The organism is Mesorhizobium sp. P171375, assembly GCF_057786075.1.
On sequence record NZ_JBYNWF010000001.1, the window covers coordinates 3,517,670 to 3,535,522 of the forward strand.

Sequence of the window (17,853 nt, forward strand, 5' to 3'; positions counted from 1 at the left end):
CATGGGGCGCGTGCTTGTCACCGGCGCCAGCGGTTTTCTCGGCGCCCATGTCATGGCGCGGCTCGCGGCATTAGGCACGCCGGCGCTCGGCATCGGCCGCGACACGCGACGCTGCGCTGCGCTCGAAGCCGCCGGCCATCCCGTGCTTCGCCTCGATCTGTCTCAACCATTCGCTACCGCCCGCGCGCTCGAGGGCCTCGATGCGATCGTCCATTGCGCTGCCCTTTCGGCGCCCTTCGGCAGGCTGGCGGATTTCGAGACGGCCAATGTCATGGCAACCCACAACCTCGTCGATTTTGCCCGCCGGCAAGGCGTACGCCGCTTCGTCCATATCTCCAGCCCGACGGTCTGTTTCGCCTATCGCGACCAGCTCGGTGTCCGCGAGGACACTGACCTGCCGCCGCCGGTCAATCACTATGCTCGCACCAAGCGACAGGCTGAGGAAATCGTTCTGGCGGCGCCCGAAACCGGCCCGGTGGTGCTGCGGCCGCGCGGCATCTATGGCGCCGGCGACCGCACGCTGCTGCCGCGCTTGCTGCAGGTGGCGCGGCAGCGCCCGCTACCGCTGTTTCGTGACGGCCAGGCGCGCATCGATCTCACTTACATCGATGACGTCGTCGATGCTGTGCTTGCTGCCCTGTCGGTTGGCAGCACTGCCGAGGGGCAGATCTTCAACGTTTCCAGCGGCGAGGTGGTGCCGGTGCGGCGTATTGCCGAGGCGGCCTGCGCCCGCGCTGGCGTGCAGCCGCGCTGGCGCAAGATGCCGCTTTGGCCCGCAATGCTGGCGGCCGGGTTGGCGGAGGCGGTGGCTGAACTTCTGCCCGGCCGGCCCGAGCCGCCGGTGACGCGCTACGGTCTTGGTCTGTTCGCCTACGCCCAGAGCCTCGACATTGCCAAGGCCCGCCGCATCCTCGGCTGGGCGCCGAAAGTGTCCTTCGAGGAAGGGCTCGATCACACCTTCGGCAAGGCGGCGGAAAATCGGGGGTCGGCGTGAAGATCGTCTTCGCCAACAGCGCCTCTGTCAGCGCGGCCGAGCGCCTGATTTTGCGCGGCGGCAGCTGGGCGAAGGTCAGGCTGCGTGTCCGCTACGGGCTGATCCTGCATCCGCAGTCGGGTCCGGTGCTGATCGACACCGGTTACACGCCGCACGTGACTCAAGGGAGCGAGCGCAGCACCGCGCTGCGTCTCTACAGTGCGATCCTTCGGCCCGAGCTCAACGAAGCCGAGCAGCCGCTGCCGCTGCTGGCGCGCTTCAGCCTGTCTTTGCAGGATGTGCGAACCGTCATTGTTACGCATTTCCATGCCGACCATATGTCGGGCCTGTCGCTGTTTCCCCATGCCCGCTTCATTGCCAATGACGCCGCCTGGGCGCGCGCCAAAGCCAGGACAGCTCGGCAGAATCTGCGCCACGGCGTTTTCAAGGAACTGTTTCCGCCGGATTTCGAGGCACGGCTCGACGGGCTGTCGTCGAAGCGGCAAATCGAGCCGCACGGCGGCGTGCCCGGCGGTGCCGACCTGTTCGGCGACGGCAGCGTCGTCGCCATCGATCTTCCCGGTCATGCCGATGGCCAGTTTGGCCTTTTGTTCCCCAATCTGGAGCGGCCGCTGCTCTACGCCGTCGATGTGCAATGGCTGATCGAAGCCCTTGTCGAAAACCGGACGCCCGGTCTGCCGGCAACCCTGCTGGCCGAGGACGCTGCCGCGCTCGATACGACCAGCGCGACGGTGCGCCGGTTTCTGGCAACTGGCGGCGAGGTCGTGCTTTGCCATGATCCGGCGTTGACGTCCCACGATCTTGCCGGAGAAGGCGCATGAACGGGCCGGCCGAAGCGGTTCGTGCGTTTGCGCTGACGCAATGGCTCTCGCGCAAGAGCCGCGGGAATTTCGAACGCTGGCAGGCGCATGCCTTGCGCCGCTTTCTCGACCGCGACCTGCCGCGCGCTCCGTTCTATGGCAAGCCACCGCGTCATCTCGGCGACCTGCCGGTGATCGACAAGGCGACGGTGATGGCCAATTTCGAGCGCTTCAATATCATTGGCGTCTCAGCCGCCGAAGCCTGGAAGGCGCAGGCCGGCGATGGCCGCATCGGTGAACTGACGGTCGGCGCCAGCACCGGCACGTCGGGTAATCGCGGTCTGTTCGTCATTTCCGAAGCGGAAAAATATCGGTGGCTGGGCACGATCCTGGCCAAGGCCGTGCCCGATCTCATCTGGCGCCGGCAGCGCGTGGCGGTGATCCTGCCACAAAACACCAGGCTCTACGAGAGCGCGCGCAAATCGCGGCGCGTCGATCTCGGCTTCTTCGACCTGACGCGCGGGCCGGAGAGCTGGCGCGCAGCGCTTGAGGATTTCGCACCGACGGTGATCATCGCGCCGCCAAAGATGCTGCGGCATTTCGCGGTCGAGGGCTTTCGGCTGGCGCCGCGGCGAATCTTCAGCGCCGCCGAGACACTCGATCCGGTCGACCGTCCTGTCATCGAAAAGTACTTCGAGCGCCCACTCGACCAGATCTACATGGCGACGGAAGGGCTGTTCGCCGTCACGTGCCGAAAGGGCGGGCTGCATCTGGCAGAGGATTCGGTGTACTTCGAGTTCGAGCCGACGGGCGACGGGCTGGTCATGCCGCTGGTCACCGCCTTTCGCCGCCAGACCCAGATCATGGCGCGCTACCGCATGAACGATCTGTTGCGGCTCTCCGAAACTCCATGCCGCTGCGGCTCGCCGCTGCGCACGGTGGAGGAGATCGTCGGCCGCATGGACGATGCTTTCCGGCTGGCGTCGCCGCATGGGCAGATTCTTGTGACGCCCGACATCCTGCGCAATGCCGTGCTCAAGGCCGACCGGCGCATCGACGATTTCCGCCTGGTCCAGACGGCTGCCGATGCGATCGAACTCAGCCTGGCGCCTGAGCTTGCCGACGAAGCGGCTACTGCCGCGTATGCGGCGGTGCGGACACTGCTGGCGGGGCGCAAGGCGATGGCGACGATCAGCCTGTTGCGAAAGAATTTGCCGTTGGAGACTGGCCGCAAACTGCGCCGCGTCGAATGTCGGTTGGGAGCGGGGCCGTGAACCGGCCTTCCGCGCTGGCGCTTGAGCAGGTCGACCGGGTTGAGAACAACCCGCGTGAGGTCGAGGCCTTCGTGCAGCTTTTCAACGACGTGCCGGTGCGCGACCTCGTCCGCAATCTGACGGTGGCCGTCGAGGCTTTCGAGATCGTCGGCCATTGCTTTCCGCTGACGCTGAACGACAGAAGCGAAGCGCCGAATTGCTATATCTGCTGCCCGTCCAGCGCCTATATCGGCTATGCCATCGACGAGACCCGCAATTTCGTCTCCTCGCCCTTGCTGCAAAAGGCGATCCGGATGCTGATCTGCCTGTGTGCGCCGCTGGTCAGGGCGAGTGGCCTCGACCATCAGGTGCAGGTCAACAACTGGCTCTATTCGACCAATCCGGTGCCGCTGCTCGACCGCAAGGCGATCGCGGCCATGCGCGACGATCTCACGGTGCGTTTTCCCGACCGCGCTGTTCTCATCCGCTCGCTGAACGAGATCGCCGATCCCTCGACCATTGCTGCGCTGAAGGCGGAAGGGTTCCGCATGCTGGCGGCGCGGCAGATTTACATCTTCGCCAACCGGGGTTCCGCCATGACCAATGACATGAAGCGCGACCGCAAGCGGCTGCGCACGACGCCTTTCGAGGAGGTCGGCGATGCCGATTTCATCGAGGCCGACTATGCCCGCTGCGAGGCGCTCTACCGGATGCTCTATCTCGACAAATACACGCCGCTCAACCCGCATTACACCGCACGCTATATCAGCGAGATGCACCGTCGCGGCATTCTTCGGCTGGCGGGCCTGCGCCGTCCCGGCGGTGAACTGGTCGCCGTTACCGCGCTGTCGAAAAACGGCAGAACACTGACGCAGCCTATCGTCGGCTACGACACCGGCCTGCCGGTGAGTGAGGGCCTCTACCGCATGATGATGGCGCTGGCGCAGGATCATGCCACGGCGCATGGCCTGTTCTTCAACATGAGCGCCGGTGCCGCCGCCTTCAAACGCTTGCGCGACGCCGTGGCGACGGTGGAATACAGCGCCGTCTATGCCGGCCATCTGCCGCGCCGCCAACGCATGGCAGTGCGGATCATGGAATTTGTGCTCGCGAAGATCGGCATTCCCCTGCTCAGGAGATTTGAACTTTGAGCGAAGCCCGGCTGCAAAATGACAAAGACTATTGGCAGGCGGTGATGCGGTCCGCCGATATCCAAGCCAAGCCGAAGCGCATCCTGTTTGACGGCGCGCCGCTGGTGCTGTTCCGCTCGGCGCAAGGGATCACTGCCCTGTTCGACCGCTGTGCTCACCGCCTGGTCGAACTGTCGACCGGCAAGGTCATTGGCGGTGAGATCGAATGCCCCTACCATGGCTGGCGCTACAATGGGGAAGGGCGATGCACCGGCATTCCCGGCCATGTCGGTGACATGCCGCACTACCGCGTCCGCCGCTACGCCGCGATCGAACGCGACGGCGTCGTCTTCGTCTCGTCAGGCACGCCCGAAGTCGAGCCCTATCTCCACTGCATGCAGGGCAAGGATGTCGTGGTGAAGCGGGTGCGCAGTTCGGCGCAATCGACGGTGCTCGACGCGGCCGAGAACATTCTCGACGCCACCCACACCCACTTCACCCACAAAGGCGTGCTGCGCGGTCTCACCGCAAAGCGCCATCTCGTGCGCGTCGAGGTGACCGGCGGCGAGGGCTGGGTCGAAAGCTGTTACACCGGCGAGGACCGCCAGCAGGGGCTGGTCAGCCGGCTGCTGGAAGGCGAGCGCGCCAGGACCATCGGCCGCTACCGTCATCCAGGCATCGTCGAGCTGGAATATTGGGGCAAGGGCGGTCTGGCGCTGGCGACGACCTTCCACTTGCGCCAGGCTGACGAACGGACCGTCGAAGGCGTCGGCTGGCTTATCGGCCCACGCCAGGGCCTGTTCGGAGAGCTCAAGGCGCTTGCCTTCCGGCCGCTCTTTGCCTTCGCGCTGCAGCAGGATCGCCGGGTGCTGAAATCGGCCAGCGACAACGCCCGCATCCCGCCACAAGTCCAGCCGGCGATCGGCCCGCTGGACTTCCTGCGCCGCGACATAGCGGCGATCATGGACGGCAAGATGCCGCCGGCGGCGGCGGAGCCGCGGGTGTATCAGATCGAGCTTTAGTGCAGGCTCGGCTTAGGTTCGCGCTGCCCCTCATTGCCCTGCCGGGCATTTCTCCCCGTATAGTGACGGGGAGAAAAAAGGCCATCACCGCCGCTTTCGCCAATCATCAACGTTGCAAAGGGAGCGCCGGGGTCGCGGTAGCTTCCTTCTCCCCGTCACTATACGGGGAGAAGGTGCCGGCAGGCGGATGAGGGGCAGCGCCAACTCAACGAGAGTTTGGCCCGTTCCACTCGATATCCCGTGTCGAGGCGGCTTGCAGACTGATGCGCTGGCGCAGTGCGGTGCCGGCAATCTCGGCCAGCGCGCGCCATTGCGCTTTTCTGGGCGCGGGATCGCCCGGCCAATCGAGCAGCTCATCGGCCTCGCGCATAGTTTGGCGGAAGCGACCGATCCCGCCGGAGCGCAGCGCCGCCGGCAACCCGTAGATCCACATCGCCAGCCGCACCGTCTGCAGCCTGGCAACATCAGGCTTCACCTCCGGACCGTCGTCCAGCACAGCGTCGGCAAAGCGCTGCGGATCGCGAAAGAAATGCAGGCCGCTCACGGCGCGCGGATTGCACTCCAGCGGCATCACCGTGCCGTCCTTCTCGCGCATCAGGTCGAAGGAGATCTGGCCTGTCCAGCCGGTGCCGGCGACGAAGATTTCGACAAAGCGCCGGGCAGCCGCATCCTCGACCGGCTCGAAGCAGATACCGGCGCCTTTGCCGGCGCGATAGAGTGACCGGTAGAGCGCCAGCGCCTTGAGCTTGCCCTCAGTCGCCACCGCATAGGCACTGATCTCGTCGCCGGCGATGAAGCGCTGCGCCACCCACGGGGCGGCGGGCGAGGGGCGGACGGCGTCGAGTTCGCCCGGCGATGGCCGCAGCAGCACGTCACGGGCGAAGCGCGACCACACCGGCTTGAACACCAGCTCGCGCGAATGGCCGCGCACGCTTTCGAGATCGGCATCGCTTTGCAGCAGCGCTGTATCCGGTACGTCGAGGCCGAGGCTTTGCACCAGCCGGATGAAGGCATGCTTGTCGTGGACGCGGGAAAGCATCGCCATGTCGGGCGCGAACAGGCGGACCGGCATGGCGCGGTCCTGCCACAGGCGGCCGAGATAGAAGACCTCCTCGCAGGTCGGGATGACCAGTTCCACACCTTCGGTACGGACGAGAGATGCGACGGCCTCTGCATAGGCATCAGTGGCAAAGCGCGGCGGCGGCAGGCGATGGTAGGCGGCGCATGCCGTGCTCGCCGCAGCGATCGGCCGGGCCGGACTGTCGGCCATGATCACCCGGCGCCCGGCGCCGTGCAGCAGCCGCGCCAGATGCAGCGCCACCGGCGCGCGGGCGCCGGTGACCAGCACGGTGCTACCTGCCATCGAAAACCTGCATCAAGCCCGCCCGCCCATCGCCACTCTCTCAATCAGGCTTGCGCGAAATCGGCGGTGTTGACAACGTCCCGATGCTACCGCACTCAGTGCTTCGACAAGGTAACGTTCTTGCGATCGACAACGCGTGCCTGTCAGTCCCACACCAACAACAACTTGCGCCAGAAAGCGTTGGACGGCATCGGCTTCGAGCCACGTGGCAGCCGGATTGCCAGATAGATCGTCAGCCACTTGCGATCGATCTCGCGGATCGAAATTTTCAAGTCATGCAGTTCGAAAGGTCTCGAGACGCGCGTCCATCCGGAGAATGACAAGGCGCCGACAGGAGCGTCGTGTTTCCACACGAGTTTTTCTTCCTGCCTGCCCAGCGCCATGGCGAACTCGAATGGGGATGCGTCATCGTGAGCGATCTCCACCGTCGCGATGACACTTCTGGCAAAGGCCGGAAAGGCCGAATTGAGGGCGGCAACAACCGGGCCATGCGTGTTCGGCCGCAGGAATATGCCGCCATTGTCACCGGCGATGAGCAGCGTCGGCAGCTCGGACGGATAGTCCGTCACAAGCGTCGCACGCTTCATCTCATCATTGGTCATTCGACGCATGCGTTGGTGCTGTTGCGGTGCGTTGAGGCGCGGGCGCCGCGCGTCGGTCGAAACGACATGGCGGATCTGGACGCTCGAAAAGCCGCCGAGTACGCGTGCGTCCGGGCGGCTGCCGCCGCATTTGACTGCAAACAGCAAATCGCGTCGGCCGGTTGCCGGCGAACTGACGGTCGCCCGTATCTCACGCGCCTCGTGCTGTCGGCTGACATCGGCCCAACCGCTCCCGCTCTCATCCTCAAGCAGCTGGGCGAGATTGCTGAAGGTCTGGTTTTCTGCGTCCACGATCGCGAGCTGAAACTGCGCAGAGCCCGTCAGCTCCTCGTCGAGGTAAACCCAACAACTCGCGCCTATGGCGCCCGGCGGGCAGACGCCTTTCAGCAAAGCCATGGTGACATTGCTGCCCTTGGCTTCGAGGAACAACTGGTCCGGCGATTGTTCGACATAGCTCAGCAGGTCCGGATCGGCATCCGGATACGAACTGACATGAGCCAGGCGCATGGGCTCGGCGGAAAGATGCTGCTCGCGGTAAAGTGAGGAATGCAACTCCGGCACGGTCTCTTCGGTCGCCGCGTTGAGTATTTCAGCCACACCAAGGGCGAAGTCGGTTCGCCCCGCATGGGCGAGAAGCGAAATTGCGGTATCCGCCCTGCCTTCGCGTGCCGCGATCTCGGCCAGCAACTGCATTGCGTCCGCGGTATTGGCGGAACCCGTACTCAATCTGAGATACCGCTCGTCGTTGACGCGCAGCTCCAAATTCCAGAGGTTGAGCTCCTTCTCATGATTGTCGGTGTTCGAGCTGATGCCGAGTTGCACGAACATGTCCGTTTTCGCGAATCTGTGCTTTCGAAAGACAGCGATGATCGGCTTGCGATTCCTCAGCCACTCGGCATTTCGATTCATGCCCGTCGGTGCCGACCGGTACCAATAGAGCGGCTCCGGGACGGGGACGATCTCCAGACCTGCCAGGTTCGCGCGAAGGAAAAACTCCCAATCGCTTGCGGAAAACCCCCGCTCTTCGTTCAGGTAACCTATCTTGTCGAACACCTCACGCCGGAACATCGCATTGGCGTCGCCATACGGATTGTTGAGCAAGGCGATGTCCGTGGGTCCGCCGACCGGGAAGTAAAGCATGTAGCCGCTCTTGGTGTCCGGCGGCACAAAGGGCTCGTTGAGCCACTTGGCGAAGGTCGTGCAGATATCGGCGCCGGACTTTTGCATGCCGGCGACGAACGTACTGACGGCGTTCGGGAACAGCACGTTGTCGTCGTCCAGGAACAGGATCAGTGAACCCTTGGCGGCGCGGATTCCCGTGTTGCGCGCCTTGCCGAGAAAGCCGTTCTTCTGCCGGATGATCCGCCAGCCTCGCTGCTCGAACTCCGGTTCGACCTCCGCCAACAATTGGATTGCATCTGGATCGGTGCTGCCGTCATCGACGACGATCAATTCGATGTTGGGATAGTCCTGGCGTCGAACCGAGGCAATCGCCTGGGGCAACAGGCGCGCCCGGTTGTAGTGCGCCGTTATGATCGAAACGAGCGGTGGCCGGCTCCGGCTGCGACTGGAGACCTTATCGGGTTCACGGGAGAATTTTGCATGCAGCCTGCTCCAGGCTTTCTCGCGCGCGTCCCGTTTTTGCAGGGGCTTTGCCGGACCAAACGATGGGATTTCCAGCACAGACGCAATTTTGGCCGCGACGGCGGAAGCGGACGCCTCCATCATGACGGCGTCAGCCGACTTCGGATGGAGCACGTCACGTATGCTGCCGACATCTGTCGCGACGAACGGAATCTCGTCGTCGAGGCACGTCATCACTTCCAGCGGAAGCTGAGCCGCTGAGTGTGTCATCGCTACCAGCGCATGACTCTGCCGCAGGTATCTGTAGATATCAGGCTCATCGCGAATGGGCAGGAGCTTCAATTTGAACGGCCATTGCCGCGCACGCCGAACGATCATGCCGCCCGAATGCTCGCCCAGGACATGACCGAACGCGCCGACAACCGTCACTGTCAGATCGGTGACGCCGCTGTCGGCCAGACGATCGAGCGCATCGCAGAACAGCGTCAGTCCATCACGCGCCTCTGTGCCTGAGAAATGAACCACTTCGGCGGCGGGCCGCTCTCGCGGCCTGTAGTGATCGACTGCGAAGTTCGAACGCCACTCCTCCGGCTCGAGAGGCGCAGCAATGTGACGGCTGGCGGGCAGCTTCCATGCCGCCTTGGCCATCCAGTCGAGCAGCGACTGGCCAGCGATGACAAGATGGTCGCACATTTCGGCCGACATCTTTTCCATGTGCGCGACGGTCATCTGCTCCTTTCGTTCGACCGCCCTGGAATTGGCTTCCAGCTTCCACATAAGCGGCTCATGCGCGAGCACGACGATCGCGGGAGGGTCGGGAAAGACGCCTGTGCGCTTCGCAAGGTTGGAGAAATGCGCCAGTCCGCCTTCAAGCGCAAAATAGACGACGTCGAATGCATTCTGCTTGAGGTAGTGGTAGACAGCCAATGAGTTCTTGTCGCTGGAATCCATGCCGCGCAGCAACTCCGGCGACGGCGGCAGCAATTCGAGCCGTACCAGGAAATTGTCGAAGCACCATTTGCGTAGTCTGGCGATTTCCTGATCATCGGGCTGGCTGCCGAGCGGGCTCGGCGCCCAAAGCAGCGTCACGGTGTCACCGGTTCCCGCCAGATGCTGCGCCAGCGCGTAAGTCACCGACCCGTGATCGCCAGTCACCGTCGAGCCGAACTCAACCTCCGAAACGACACACACATTGCGAGGCTTCTGGCTTGCCTGTCGCTTGCCCTTGGGCATAGCGCCTGCCTTGGAACCAACGCTCAATGAGTCCCCCTTGTCAGCCCGCTTCGCTCGAAACAGTCTTGCCAACAGTTGGATAATACTTTGATAATCGTCTCGCGGGGCTCACCTTACCGCACCTGCCTTTCGCGTAAACAGGTTTGATGACGTTCGGATGGTTGAACTTCGATCCCCAAAACATCTCGCGCGACTGGACGATCGGCCGATTGACGTGACCGATGGTGAGATCTTGTGCTTTGTCGGACTGCGCAACGAAGCGACTCTGCTGCCGCAACTTCTCGACCATTACCGCGGCCTCGGCGTCGATCGGTTCTTCTTCCTGGACAATGGTTCCACGGACGGGACGCGTGAACTGATCCTGGAGCAGCCGGACAGCCACTGCTTCCACACGGAAGGATCGCATTTCTCTGAAAACATCGATCCGCCGCGATGGATCAACACGCTCATGAATGTGTTCGGCACCGGCCATTGGTGCCTTTCGATCGACGCTGACGAGCTTCTCGTCTATCCCGATTTTGAGCGAGCGAACCTGCGGCAGCTTTGCAGCTATCTCAATTCGACCGGCGCGGACGCTGTGATAGGCTCCATGATCGACATGTATGCCGACGGTCCGTTGGCCGAATACAGCTATGATGGCACGATCCCGCTTGTTGAAGCTTCACCCTACTTTGACCCGGAGCCAGGATGGCTGCGCGCCCGCGACGGTATGTATCCACCGGAGCAGATGTTCGGTGGCGTGAGGGAACGGGTCTTCTGGCACGGCCGGTTCAAGCAAACCTTTCCCCCGTGCCTGACAAAGGTGCCGATCGTAAAATGGGGGCGGGGCACGCATTATCACGTCGCACAGCACACGATCAGCAAGGTCCGATTCAGCGAACTGCGCGTCGCATTGCTGCACTTCAAATTCGTCTGGGGATTTCGCCAGAAATCAGCGTCGTCTCTGAATGAAAATGCGCAACTCAAGGAAAAAACACTTGAGGAGCGCGCTGCCTACATGGAGGCGCTGGAGCGCAATCCGAAACTCGCGCTCCGTGACCAAAGGTCTGTCCGCTATCGCGGCGACGCCGCGCAACTCGTGGACCTCGGCTGGATGAGAACCTCGGATCGCTATGCCGAATTCGTTTCTACCCTGGACACCGCAACATCGCGGTGACGCAGCCACCTGAAATGGCGAACTATTGAATGAGGAAAACCGGCTGACGCTTATCCGCCGTAGCGTTGGCCACCATCACCATGGTTTCCGTCCCCACCTTCCGGCCCAAACTGGGACAGACTGTTGAGAGCAAGCGCCTTGCAGGCTGACGGAGCATTCGGGTAACGGTGAAGATAGTCCTCAAGCGCCTCGATGGTGCCGGTTTTGAGGGCCTGCTCGCAGGCAAGCTCGGCTTCCTGGACGCCAACGTCGGTCCTGGCCTGCGCCGCGCCGGTGAAAGCGACGCTCAACCCCAGCAGACTAAGTCCACCCAAAAGTAGCGAATGAATCCTACGCATAACACACCCCACATACTTCAACCCACTGAAATATTAGCATATGTTAACGTTTTGTCAACCATTCTGGGAAGGTTCCACCAACGTGGTTAACGCGCGCGATTGATGAACGGGCCTCGCTTGCGCTCGGATCTCCCTTGCCTGGTTGGATCGACGTTTAGTTGCTGAACAGTGTCAGCTTGCGGAAGAACGCATTGGTGGGAAAACCATTGGACGTTGCGGTGAAACGAACGGCGAGAACGATTGAAAGCGGGGTCTTCCGTCGTGCGCGAAGCGCTGCCACCAAGGGATGACGCACGAATCTGTCTTCGATGCTCATCCAGCCTGAAAAGGCGATCGTTTGCGCGCCGATGTCCTGTTGCCAATCTATGGTTTGATCGGGTCGAGCAAGGGCGAGAGCAAAATCTATCGCCGGCGCGTCGGCATGAGCGATTTCAACGATTGCTTCCACCTTCCGGAAGAAGGCTGGAAATTGATGGTCAAGCAATGCAGCGACCGCGCCATCCAGATGCGGACGCAAGAACAACCCGCCGTCATCCGGTGCGACAAGCAGCAGCGGGAGAGCCGAGACGCGCGGTGTAAGCAACAGTGCGCTCCTCAGTATGTCGTAGTCGAGGATGATCGTATTGCCGCCGACATCAGGACTGTACGGGGCATTGTGGTGCGTGGCGGCGGGGCGTCCAAGCAAGGTGGCAGCCGTATCGGGGCGACCGATCGACCCAGCAATGCTCGCAAGCTTCTCTATGGCTGCATCGCTGTTCGGTTCGATGTCGCACAGCTCCAGATATTTTCGATTGCGGGGGATATATTTCAGGTTTTCGCGGGCGCTTTCAATTTCGGACCGGTGCGTGTTCTGGGCGACGGCCAAATGATGCAGCAGGCGGACGTCATCAGGTTGGCTCGACCTGAACGCCTCCAGGACGGGAAGCCGGTTGTCGTACCAGTTCGACGTCCGAAACATTCCATCCGGTTTCGAGCGATACCAGTATAGCGGCTTTGGAATCGTCCTGATCTTGAGACCTGCGAGAGAGGCTCGCGCAAAGAACTCCCAGTCGTGCATGGCGTAGCCGGGCTTTTCGATCAGGAACCCGATCCGCGAGAACACAGATCGGCGCATCATCGCATTCGCGTCACCGTAGACGTTGTGGATCAGGCCGAGCGCGTCGGGACCACCCAGTGGCAGGTACTGGATCAGCCCGTCGGCGCGATGCTCAGGCACCAAATCCTCGTAGAAGATCAGTTGGAACGCAGTGCAGATGTCAGCGCCCGATGTTGCCATCGCACGCACGAAATGATCGACGGCCTCCGCAAACAGCGCGTTGTCATCGTCGACGAACAGGATCAGCTCGCCTTGCGAAGCGCGGATGCCGGCGTTTCGCGCCGCGCCGAGATGCTCGTGCGGTCGGCGCAGGATCTTCCATCCGCGCTGACGGAAGGTCGGTTCCAGCGTATCCAGCAATCGCCTGGCTTCGTCCAGGTCGCTTCCGTCGTCCACCAGAACCAGTTCCAGGTGATCGTAGGTTTGCGCCTCGATCGCCGCGATTGCCTGTTTCAGATAGAGCGGCCGGTTGCGATGGGCCATGACGATAGAGACCAGGGGTGACGACCCGACACTTTTGTCGACGCGCCTGCGCTTGGCCGGTGTCGGCAAATTGCGCGTATCCAGCCAGGATTGCCGAGATTGGCGCAGGCTGTCGACAGGCAGTGGGCGAGGCGGGTCATCGAGCGCCGCCGAAATCGCCTGCGCCAACGCGGCAGCGTCAGGATCGACCAGCCGCGGTTGCCTCGCCTGCGCATTCCAGCTCTCGGCGTTCGCGTCGACATTGGTCGCAACAAAGGGCAGTCCCGCCTCGATACAAGCGGCGACGGCGACGCCCGTCGATGCGGCGTGGGCGGGGATGACGGCAAGCGCGCCGGTCCGCGCGACGTAGTCGAGCTTTGCGGCGGGGCTTGCGTGCGCCAACAGGTTGAGCTTGAACGGCCACCGCTCGGCGCGTCTCAGAAGCAGTCCACCGCTGTGCTCGCCCATGATCTTTCCGAATGGGCCGAATGCGGTGACCGCCAGCCCTTCTGGTGCTGTTGGCGCGATGATGTCGAGCGCGTCGCAAAGCAGCGTCAGGCCATCCCGGAAGCGCCACCCGGCCAAGACGGCAAGTTCTCTGGCGCTTGTCGTCACAACGGACGGCCGCGCTCCGGCTGGACCGAGACGATCCTGCAACGGCAACATCGGCGTCACGATCGCCTTCTTCACCTTCCAGCCCTTCGACAACATCCACTGTCGCAAGGCTGCCGACACACAGATCGTCCTGTTCGCCATCTCGGCGCAGTATTTCTCCATATAGGCGACGGCAATCGCCTCGGTGCTGTCCATGAACGCCTTGTCGGCTTCACGTCCCCATTCTTCCGGAGCGTGGGCGACGACCACGATCGGCGGCGCGGCAAAGGCCGCAGTCTCGACCGCCAGCAGCGTGTAGTAAGGCAAGCCGCCCTCAAGCGGCGCGTAGACCAGATCGTGGCCGGACCGTTCGAGATAATGCAGCACAGCGGCGGACCGGCTCTCGGGCGTCGTCAGCGAAGGAAGCAACTGATCGGATTTGTCGAGAATTTCCAGTCGCACCGAGGCCGCCTCCAGGTCGCGGTGGCGCGCTGCCTCCTCCGCTGGGGCATCCCTGCCTGGAACCCACAGCAGGGTGACGTCGTCGCCATCTTCGGCGAAAAGCCTGGCCAGCTCGACCATGGCGCCGCCTTCGCCCCCATGATCGATTGCATTTGTCACGACGCAGACGCGGCGAGGCTTGCCTTCCTTTGACGGCCTCCGCTCCTTGCCACCAACGGCCATCCGACTTCCTCTGATCCAAATCCGCCGAGTGCGCTCCGCAGCACAGTCGATCTGCAATGATGCCCGCGACGGGTTTACGTTTCAGTGATCATCCTTCTGCGCCATTCGTAAATCAAATCGTCAATCAGGTCCTAAAACGGCTGCACAATCAATCAACTGATACAACTTTAGCGACACGGAATATTCAATCTTTACACCTCCCAGCTAGTCATTGACGGCATAGCAGGAGGCGCAAATGAAAACGATAATGAAGTTTCTCGGTGCGCTCGTTCTGATGGGCGCACTGATCTCAACAAGCTCCGCGGGAGAATTGCTGCGACCGCGCATCAGTGTTGGCACGGCCAACGTCAAGACGATCAGTGGCGATCGCGGTGGCTATGTGATCGACTATGCCATCCGTGCGCTGAAAATGCGCCGCAGCGGCACCTTTGTGCGGTTCAATGGTTCGTGTGACTCGGCCTGCACGCTTTATCTGTCGATGCCCAAGAGCAAGGTGTGCATCACGCAGAATGCTTCGTTCGGCTTTCACCTGCCATATGGCGTTTCTGCGCGGGGCAATCAGGTGGCCGCTAATTTCATGATGAAAAACTACCCTGGCTGGGTTCGCGGTTGGATCGCCAAGCGTGGTGGGCTGAAGAGTTCCATCGCGAAGATGACATACGCGGATGCGAGCCGCTTTCTGCCGACGTGTCCTTCCCAACAGCGGGGCATGACAGTCGCGAGCCTGAGCCCGACGCGTCTGCGTGGCGGCTGATTGCTGACGCAGTACTGAAACATCGCGACGGCGGGTGCTCGACAGCGCCCGCCGTCGCCGATTCATACAGCGGGGTGCACAGTTGGTTGAACAACTCACTTGGCCAAAACGCATCGCCGTTCAACGCGTTCGGTTAACCAGTTCCCAAGAGACTTGGTTAACCCAAACTTGATTTTGTTGACTCTTTTTTAGCGCAAGTCGATTCTGCGGATGGGGGTTTGAAGGCTGGCGGCCGTGGTGTGGGCCGAAGCGCAGACTGGCGGCGGGTAGTTGTATGAGCATCGGCGGCGGTACGGGGTCGGCGAGCCGACCTGAGAGCAGCCTTATGGAATCGAAGGCGGGGGCGGCTTCGTCGAAGGACATGCGCTTCCGGCGCATGAGCCAGCGGATCATTTGCACGGGCCTGTTGTCCTGGCTGCTTTTGGGTGTCTACCGCAGCGCAATCGTTGATCCGCAAACCACGTTTCCAGGCCTTTTAGGGGCCATCCCCAAGGGATTGGCATCGAGCTACTACGATCTGATTGTCGTTACGTCCCTGACCGTGGTGACCCTGATCCTGCTGTTCCTGGCAAAGGCCAGCCGTCTCGGCTCAGTAATCGTCGTCTTCCTCTTCTATGTTGCTGTCGTGGTCTCTCTGGGCTGGGGATTTGCCAACATCAACCTCGTCAAGATGCTGGGCGAACCGTTCACGTTCCAGTGGCTGGTCTATGGCGACTTCCTGCAGAATGCCGATGCCAGGAACGCGATGGGCGACGCGCTCAACATAAAGGACTTCGCGACCCTTTCCGGGTCCGTCATTCTGGTGCTCATCCTTGGCTATGCCGCGGCCAGCTTGTGCCAGGGGCTGAGCGCCGCTGGCTACGGGGCCTTTCTGGGCGTGCTCGTTGTGTGTGTCGGCACGGCTCTCGCCGGAACTGGATACCACGTGCGTGCGGAGGCGCTGCCGGCGGCCAAGATCGACAATCCAATCCTGTATTTTGTTGAATCGGCCGTGTTCAGTCCAACGCCGGTCGTGCTGGCAATGAATGCCAACACCAATGACCCGGATGTCGCGAGCGTCGGCGAGCGTCCGCCCGAGACGTCGGCCTTCAAGGCGCCGGCACCAAACCCGATCAAGAACGTGCTGATTTTCATTATGGAGTCGGTGCCGTCCAAATACATCGAGACGTATGGCGGCAAGTATCCGATCACACCAAATATCAAGAGCTACGCAAAGGACTCCATACGATTCGACAACATATATGCGCACGCACCTTCCACGCATTACTCGGTGTTTTCTCTGCTCACCTCTATGTACAACGATATTTCATACTATGGCATGACCACCAGGTATCCATATCTGCCTCTGGACACGATCTCCAACACCCTGTCCAAGAACAATTTCCGCACAGGGTTTTTCTGGAGCGCGGATTCCCGGTTCCAACGGGTCGATGAGTTTCTGCTCAACAAGGGGCTGGATGTGATCCAGGACTACCGGGGGCAGAAATGCAGTACCCCGACTTTCAAGCTCAGCTCCGAGCAGTGGAAGAACATGGACTACAACAGCGATCTTTGCACGGCGCAATCGATCATCGACTGGATGAACAAGGACGCGGGAAAACCCTTCTTCGGCATAATGTTCACGGCGATGACCCATTATCCCTACATCACCGACAGCTCGATGTTTTCGAAGATGGCGCCTTCCTCCGACGGCGACACGCTGGTCCACTACTCGGATGATCAGAAATTCAATGCTTATCTCAACGCCCTGAAGGTCGGCGATACGGCGCTTGGCGAGATCCTTGAATCGCTCAAGCAGTCCGGCAAGCTCGATTCGACGCTCGTGGTCATATTGGGCGATCATGGCGAGGCGTTCGGGGAGCATGGCGACTACATTCATGCCAGCGCGATCTACGAGGAAAACATCCACATCCCGCTCATCATGATCAACAAGCATCTCTTCCATGACGAGGTTGCGCACCCGGTCGGCGGCATCGTCGATATCGCCCCGACGATCTTCGACATACTCGGGCTTCCGCTGCCGAAACAGTGGCAGGGGCGCAGCCTGTTCAGCGAGCAACGGCCAAACAAGACCTTCTTCTTCAATCCCTGGGCCGGTTTCCTGTTCGGCTATCGCGAGAACGATCGGAAGGTCATCTTCAACGCGACCACCGGCAAGGTGGAGGAATACGACCTCAAGGCCGATTCCGGTGAACGAACCAACCTCTTCACTGCCGACACCGGCGACCGAAACGCGCTGCTGCAGCCCATCGCCGGATGGGTGCAATCGCAGAGGCAGCGCGTGGCCGACCTGGTGGCCGCCGCGGCGAAAGACACAGGACGTTGCTCCATCACCAGTCTGGAGGTCGACGCTGCCGGCATTAATCTCCAAGGCGCGCCTCGGTTCGACGTCGTGGTCGACGGAAAGACCGTCGCCGAGATCGACGTCCCGGGCAAGGAAAGCGTTGCATCGACGCCCGAAGCCGCCGTGGCGGAGCTAATGCAGGCGTCAACCGAGGCCAAGCCGTTCCACATCGATCTCAGCAGCGTTCCGAACCCGAAGACGATCGAGCTTCGCTATGTCAACGACCTGTGGGGCGGAGAGGGCAAGCCAGGTGATCGCAACCTGTTCATCAAGAGCATCAAGGTGAATGGTCAGCTGGTGCCAACCACCAGGCTGCATGTCGACGAGCAGTCTCACGGCTACACCGACGACAACGGGACCGCCATGTACAGCAACGGCTCGCTATGGGTTAGCGGCCCCTTCGTCGAGGGATGTGTATAATGTCCCGCGTGCCTGACCGTCGCC

General features: G+C 61.8%; 13 protein-coding genes. 10 read left to right on the plus strand and 3 right to left on the minus strand.

The window, feature by feature from the left end; translation table 11 throughout:
* Position 1 precedes the first annotated feature (1 nt).
* From ACYHH6_RS16830 to ACYHH6_RS16850, 5 genes are read left to right on the plus strand one after another with little or no spacing between them, the layout of a single operon-like run.
* Positions 2 to 994 (plus strand): NAD-dependent epimerase/dehydratase family protein, encoded by a 993-nt coding sequence (locus ACYHH6_RS16830; RefSeq protein ID WP_352585083.1) that lies wholly within the window; start codon positions 2 to 4, stop codon positions 992 to 994.
* Positions 991 to 1,815, plus strand: a complete 825-nt coding sequence (locus ACYHH6_RS16835; protein WP_352585085.1) for an MBL fold metallo-hydrolase — start codon at positions 991 to 993, stop codon at positions 1,813 to 1,815. Before ACYHH6_RS16830 ends, ACYHH6_RS16835 begins: the two co-directional genes overlap by 4 nt.
* Entirely contained in the window at positions 1,812 to 3,068 is a 1,257-nt protein-coding gene (locus ACYHH6_RS16840; protein WP_352585087.1) for a F390 synthetase-related protein, read from the plus strand. The genes ACYHH6_RS16835 and ACYHH6_RS16840 overlap by 4 nt, the downstream gene beginning before the upstream one ends.
* A complete protein-coding gene (locus ACYHH6_RS16845; protein ID WP_352585089.1) occupies positions 3,065 to 4,198 on the plus strand; it encodes a GNAT family N-acetyltransferase in 1,134 nt (377 codons plus the stop codon). Before ACYHH6_RS16840 ends, ACYHH6_RS16845 begins: the two co-directional genes overlap by 4 nt.
* The gene (locus tag ACYHH6_RS16850) at positions 4,195 to 5,199 is read left to right on the plus strand and encodes a Rieske 2Fe-2S domain-containing protein (protein ID WP_352585091.1); all 1,005 of its coding nucleotides are present in this window, start codon (positions 4,195 to 4,197) and stop codon (positions 5,197 to 5,199) included. The genes ACYHH6_RS16845 and ACYHH6_RS16850 overlap by 4 nt, the downstream gene beginning before the upstream one ends.
* Positions 5,200 to 5,404: 205 nt before the next feature.
* Here the strand turns inward: ACYHH6_RS16850 and ACYHH6_RS16855 are convergent, their stop codons facing one another.
* Positions 5,405 to 6,562: an ATP-grasp domain-containing protein gene (locus tag ACYHH6_RS16855; RefSeq protein WP_352585093.1), complete on the minus strand. Its 1,158-nt coding sequence runs from the start codon at positions 6,560 to 6,562 to the stop codon at positions 5,405 to 5,407.
* Between the two features lie 143 nt (positions 6,563 to 6,705).
* Positions 6,706 to 9,981 carry a DUF6212 domain-containing protein gene (locus ACYHH6_RS16860; protein WP_352585094.1) on the minus strand — a complete coding sequence of 1,092 codons (3,276 nt, stop codon included), beginning with the start codon at positions 9,979 to 9,981 and terminating at the stop codon, positions 6,706 to 6,708.
* A gap of 157 nt (positions 9,982 to 10,138) precedes the next feature.
* Between ACYHH6_RS16860 and ACYHH6_RS16865 the strand changes: the two genes are divergently transcribed.
* Together ACYHH6_RS16865 and ACYHH6_RS16870 are read left to right on the plus strand one after the other, a co-directional pair.
* On the plus strand, positions 10,139 to 11,137 hold the full coding sequence (locus ACYHH6_RS16865) for a glycosyltransferase family 2 protein (RefSeq protein ID WP_488500448.1): 999 nt from the start codon (positions 10,139 to 10,141) through the stop codon (positions 11,135 to 11,137).
* Between the two features lie 167 nt (positions 11,138 to 11,304).
* Positions 11,305 to 11,457: a hypothetical protein gene (locus ACYHH6_RS16870; RefSeq protein ID WP_352585098.1), complete on the plus strand. Its 153-nt coding sequence runs from the start codon at positions 11,305 to 11,307 to the stop codon at positions 11,455 to 11,457.
* Between the two features lie 172 nt (positions 11,458 to 11,629).
* On the opposite strand, the gene ACYHH6_RS16875 is transcribed toward ACYHH6_RS16870, so the two are convergent.
* Positions 11,630 to 13,768: a glycosyltransferase family 2 protein gene (locus ACYHH6_RS16875; protein WP_488500449.1), complete on the minus strand. Its 2,139-nt coding sequence runs from the start codon at positions 13,766 to 13,768 to the stop codon at positions 11,630 to 11,632.
* Between the two features lie 114 nt (positions 13,769 to 13,882).
* Between ACYHH6_RS16875 and ACYHH6_RS16880 the strand changes: the two genes are divergently transcribed.
* The 3 genes from ACYHH6_RS16880 to ACYHH6_RS16890 all read left to right on the plus strand — a co-directional run bounded on the left by ACYHH6_RS16880 (position 13,883) and on the right by ACYHH6_RS16890 (position 17,829).
* On the plus strand, positions 13,883 to 14,281 hold the full coding sequence (locus ACYHH6_RS16880) for a hypothetical protein (protein WP_488500450.1): 399 nt from the start codon (positions 13,883 to 13,885) through the stop codon (positions 14,279 to 14,281).
* Positions 14,282 to 14,546: 265 nt separating this feature from the next.
* Entirely contained in the window at positions 14,547 to 15,065 is a 519-nt protein-coding gene (locus ACYHH6_RS16885) for a hypothetical protein (RefSeq protein ID WP_352585102.1), read from the plus strand.
* Between the two features lie 274 nt (positions 15,066 to 15,339).
* The gene (locus ACYHH6_RS16890) at positions 15,340 to 17,829 is read left to right on the plus strand and encodes a sulfatase-like hydrolase/transferase (protein ID WP_352585104.1); all 2,490 of its coding nucleotides are present in this window, start codon (positions 15,340 to 15,342) and stop codon (positions 17,827 to 17,829) included.
* Positions 17,830 to 17,853 lie beyond the last annotated feature (24 nt).

Excerpts from the sequence above, each read along its gene's own strand:
- ACYHH6_RS16830 (WP_352585083.1), top strand. The coding sequence starts at position 2 with ATGGGGCGCGTGCTTGTCACCGGCGCCAGCGGTTTTCTCGGCGCCCAT.
- ACYHH6_RS16840 (WP_352585087.1), top strand. The coding sequence starts at position 1,812 with ATGAACGGGCCGGCCGAAGCGGTTCGTGCGTTTGCGCTGACGCAATGG.
- ACYHH6_RS16855 (WP_352585093.1), bottom strand. The coding sequence starts at position 6,562 with ATGGCAGGTAGCACCGTGCTGGTCACCGGCGCCCGCGCGCCGGTGGCG.
- ACYHH6_RS16860 (WP_352585094.1), bottom strand. The coding sequence starts at position 9,981 with ATGCCCAAGGGCAAGCGACAGGCAAGCCAGAAGCCTCGCAATGTGTGT.
- ACYHH6_RS16865 (WP_488500448.1), top strand. The coding sequence starts at position 10,139 with ATGGTTGAACTTCGATCCCCAAAACATCTCGCGCGACTGGACGATCGG.
- ACYHH6_RS16885 (WP_352585102.1), top strand. The coding sequence starts at position 14,547 with ATGAAAACGATAATGAAGTTTCTCGGTGCGCTCGTTCTGATGGGCGCA.
- ACYHH6_RS16890 (WP_352585104.1), top strand. The coding sequence starts at position 15,340 with ATGAGCATCGGCGGCGGTACGGGGTCGGCGAGCCGACCTGAGAGCAGC.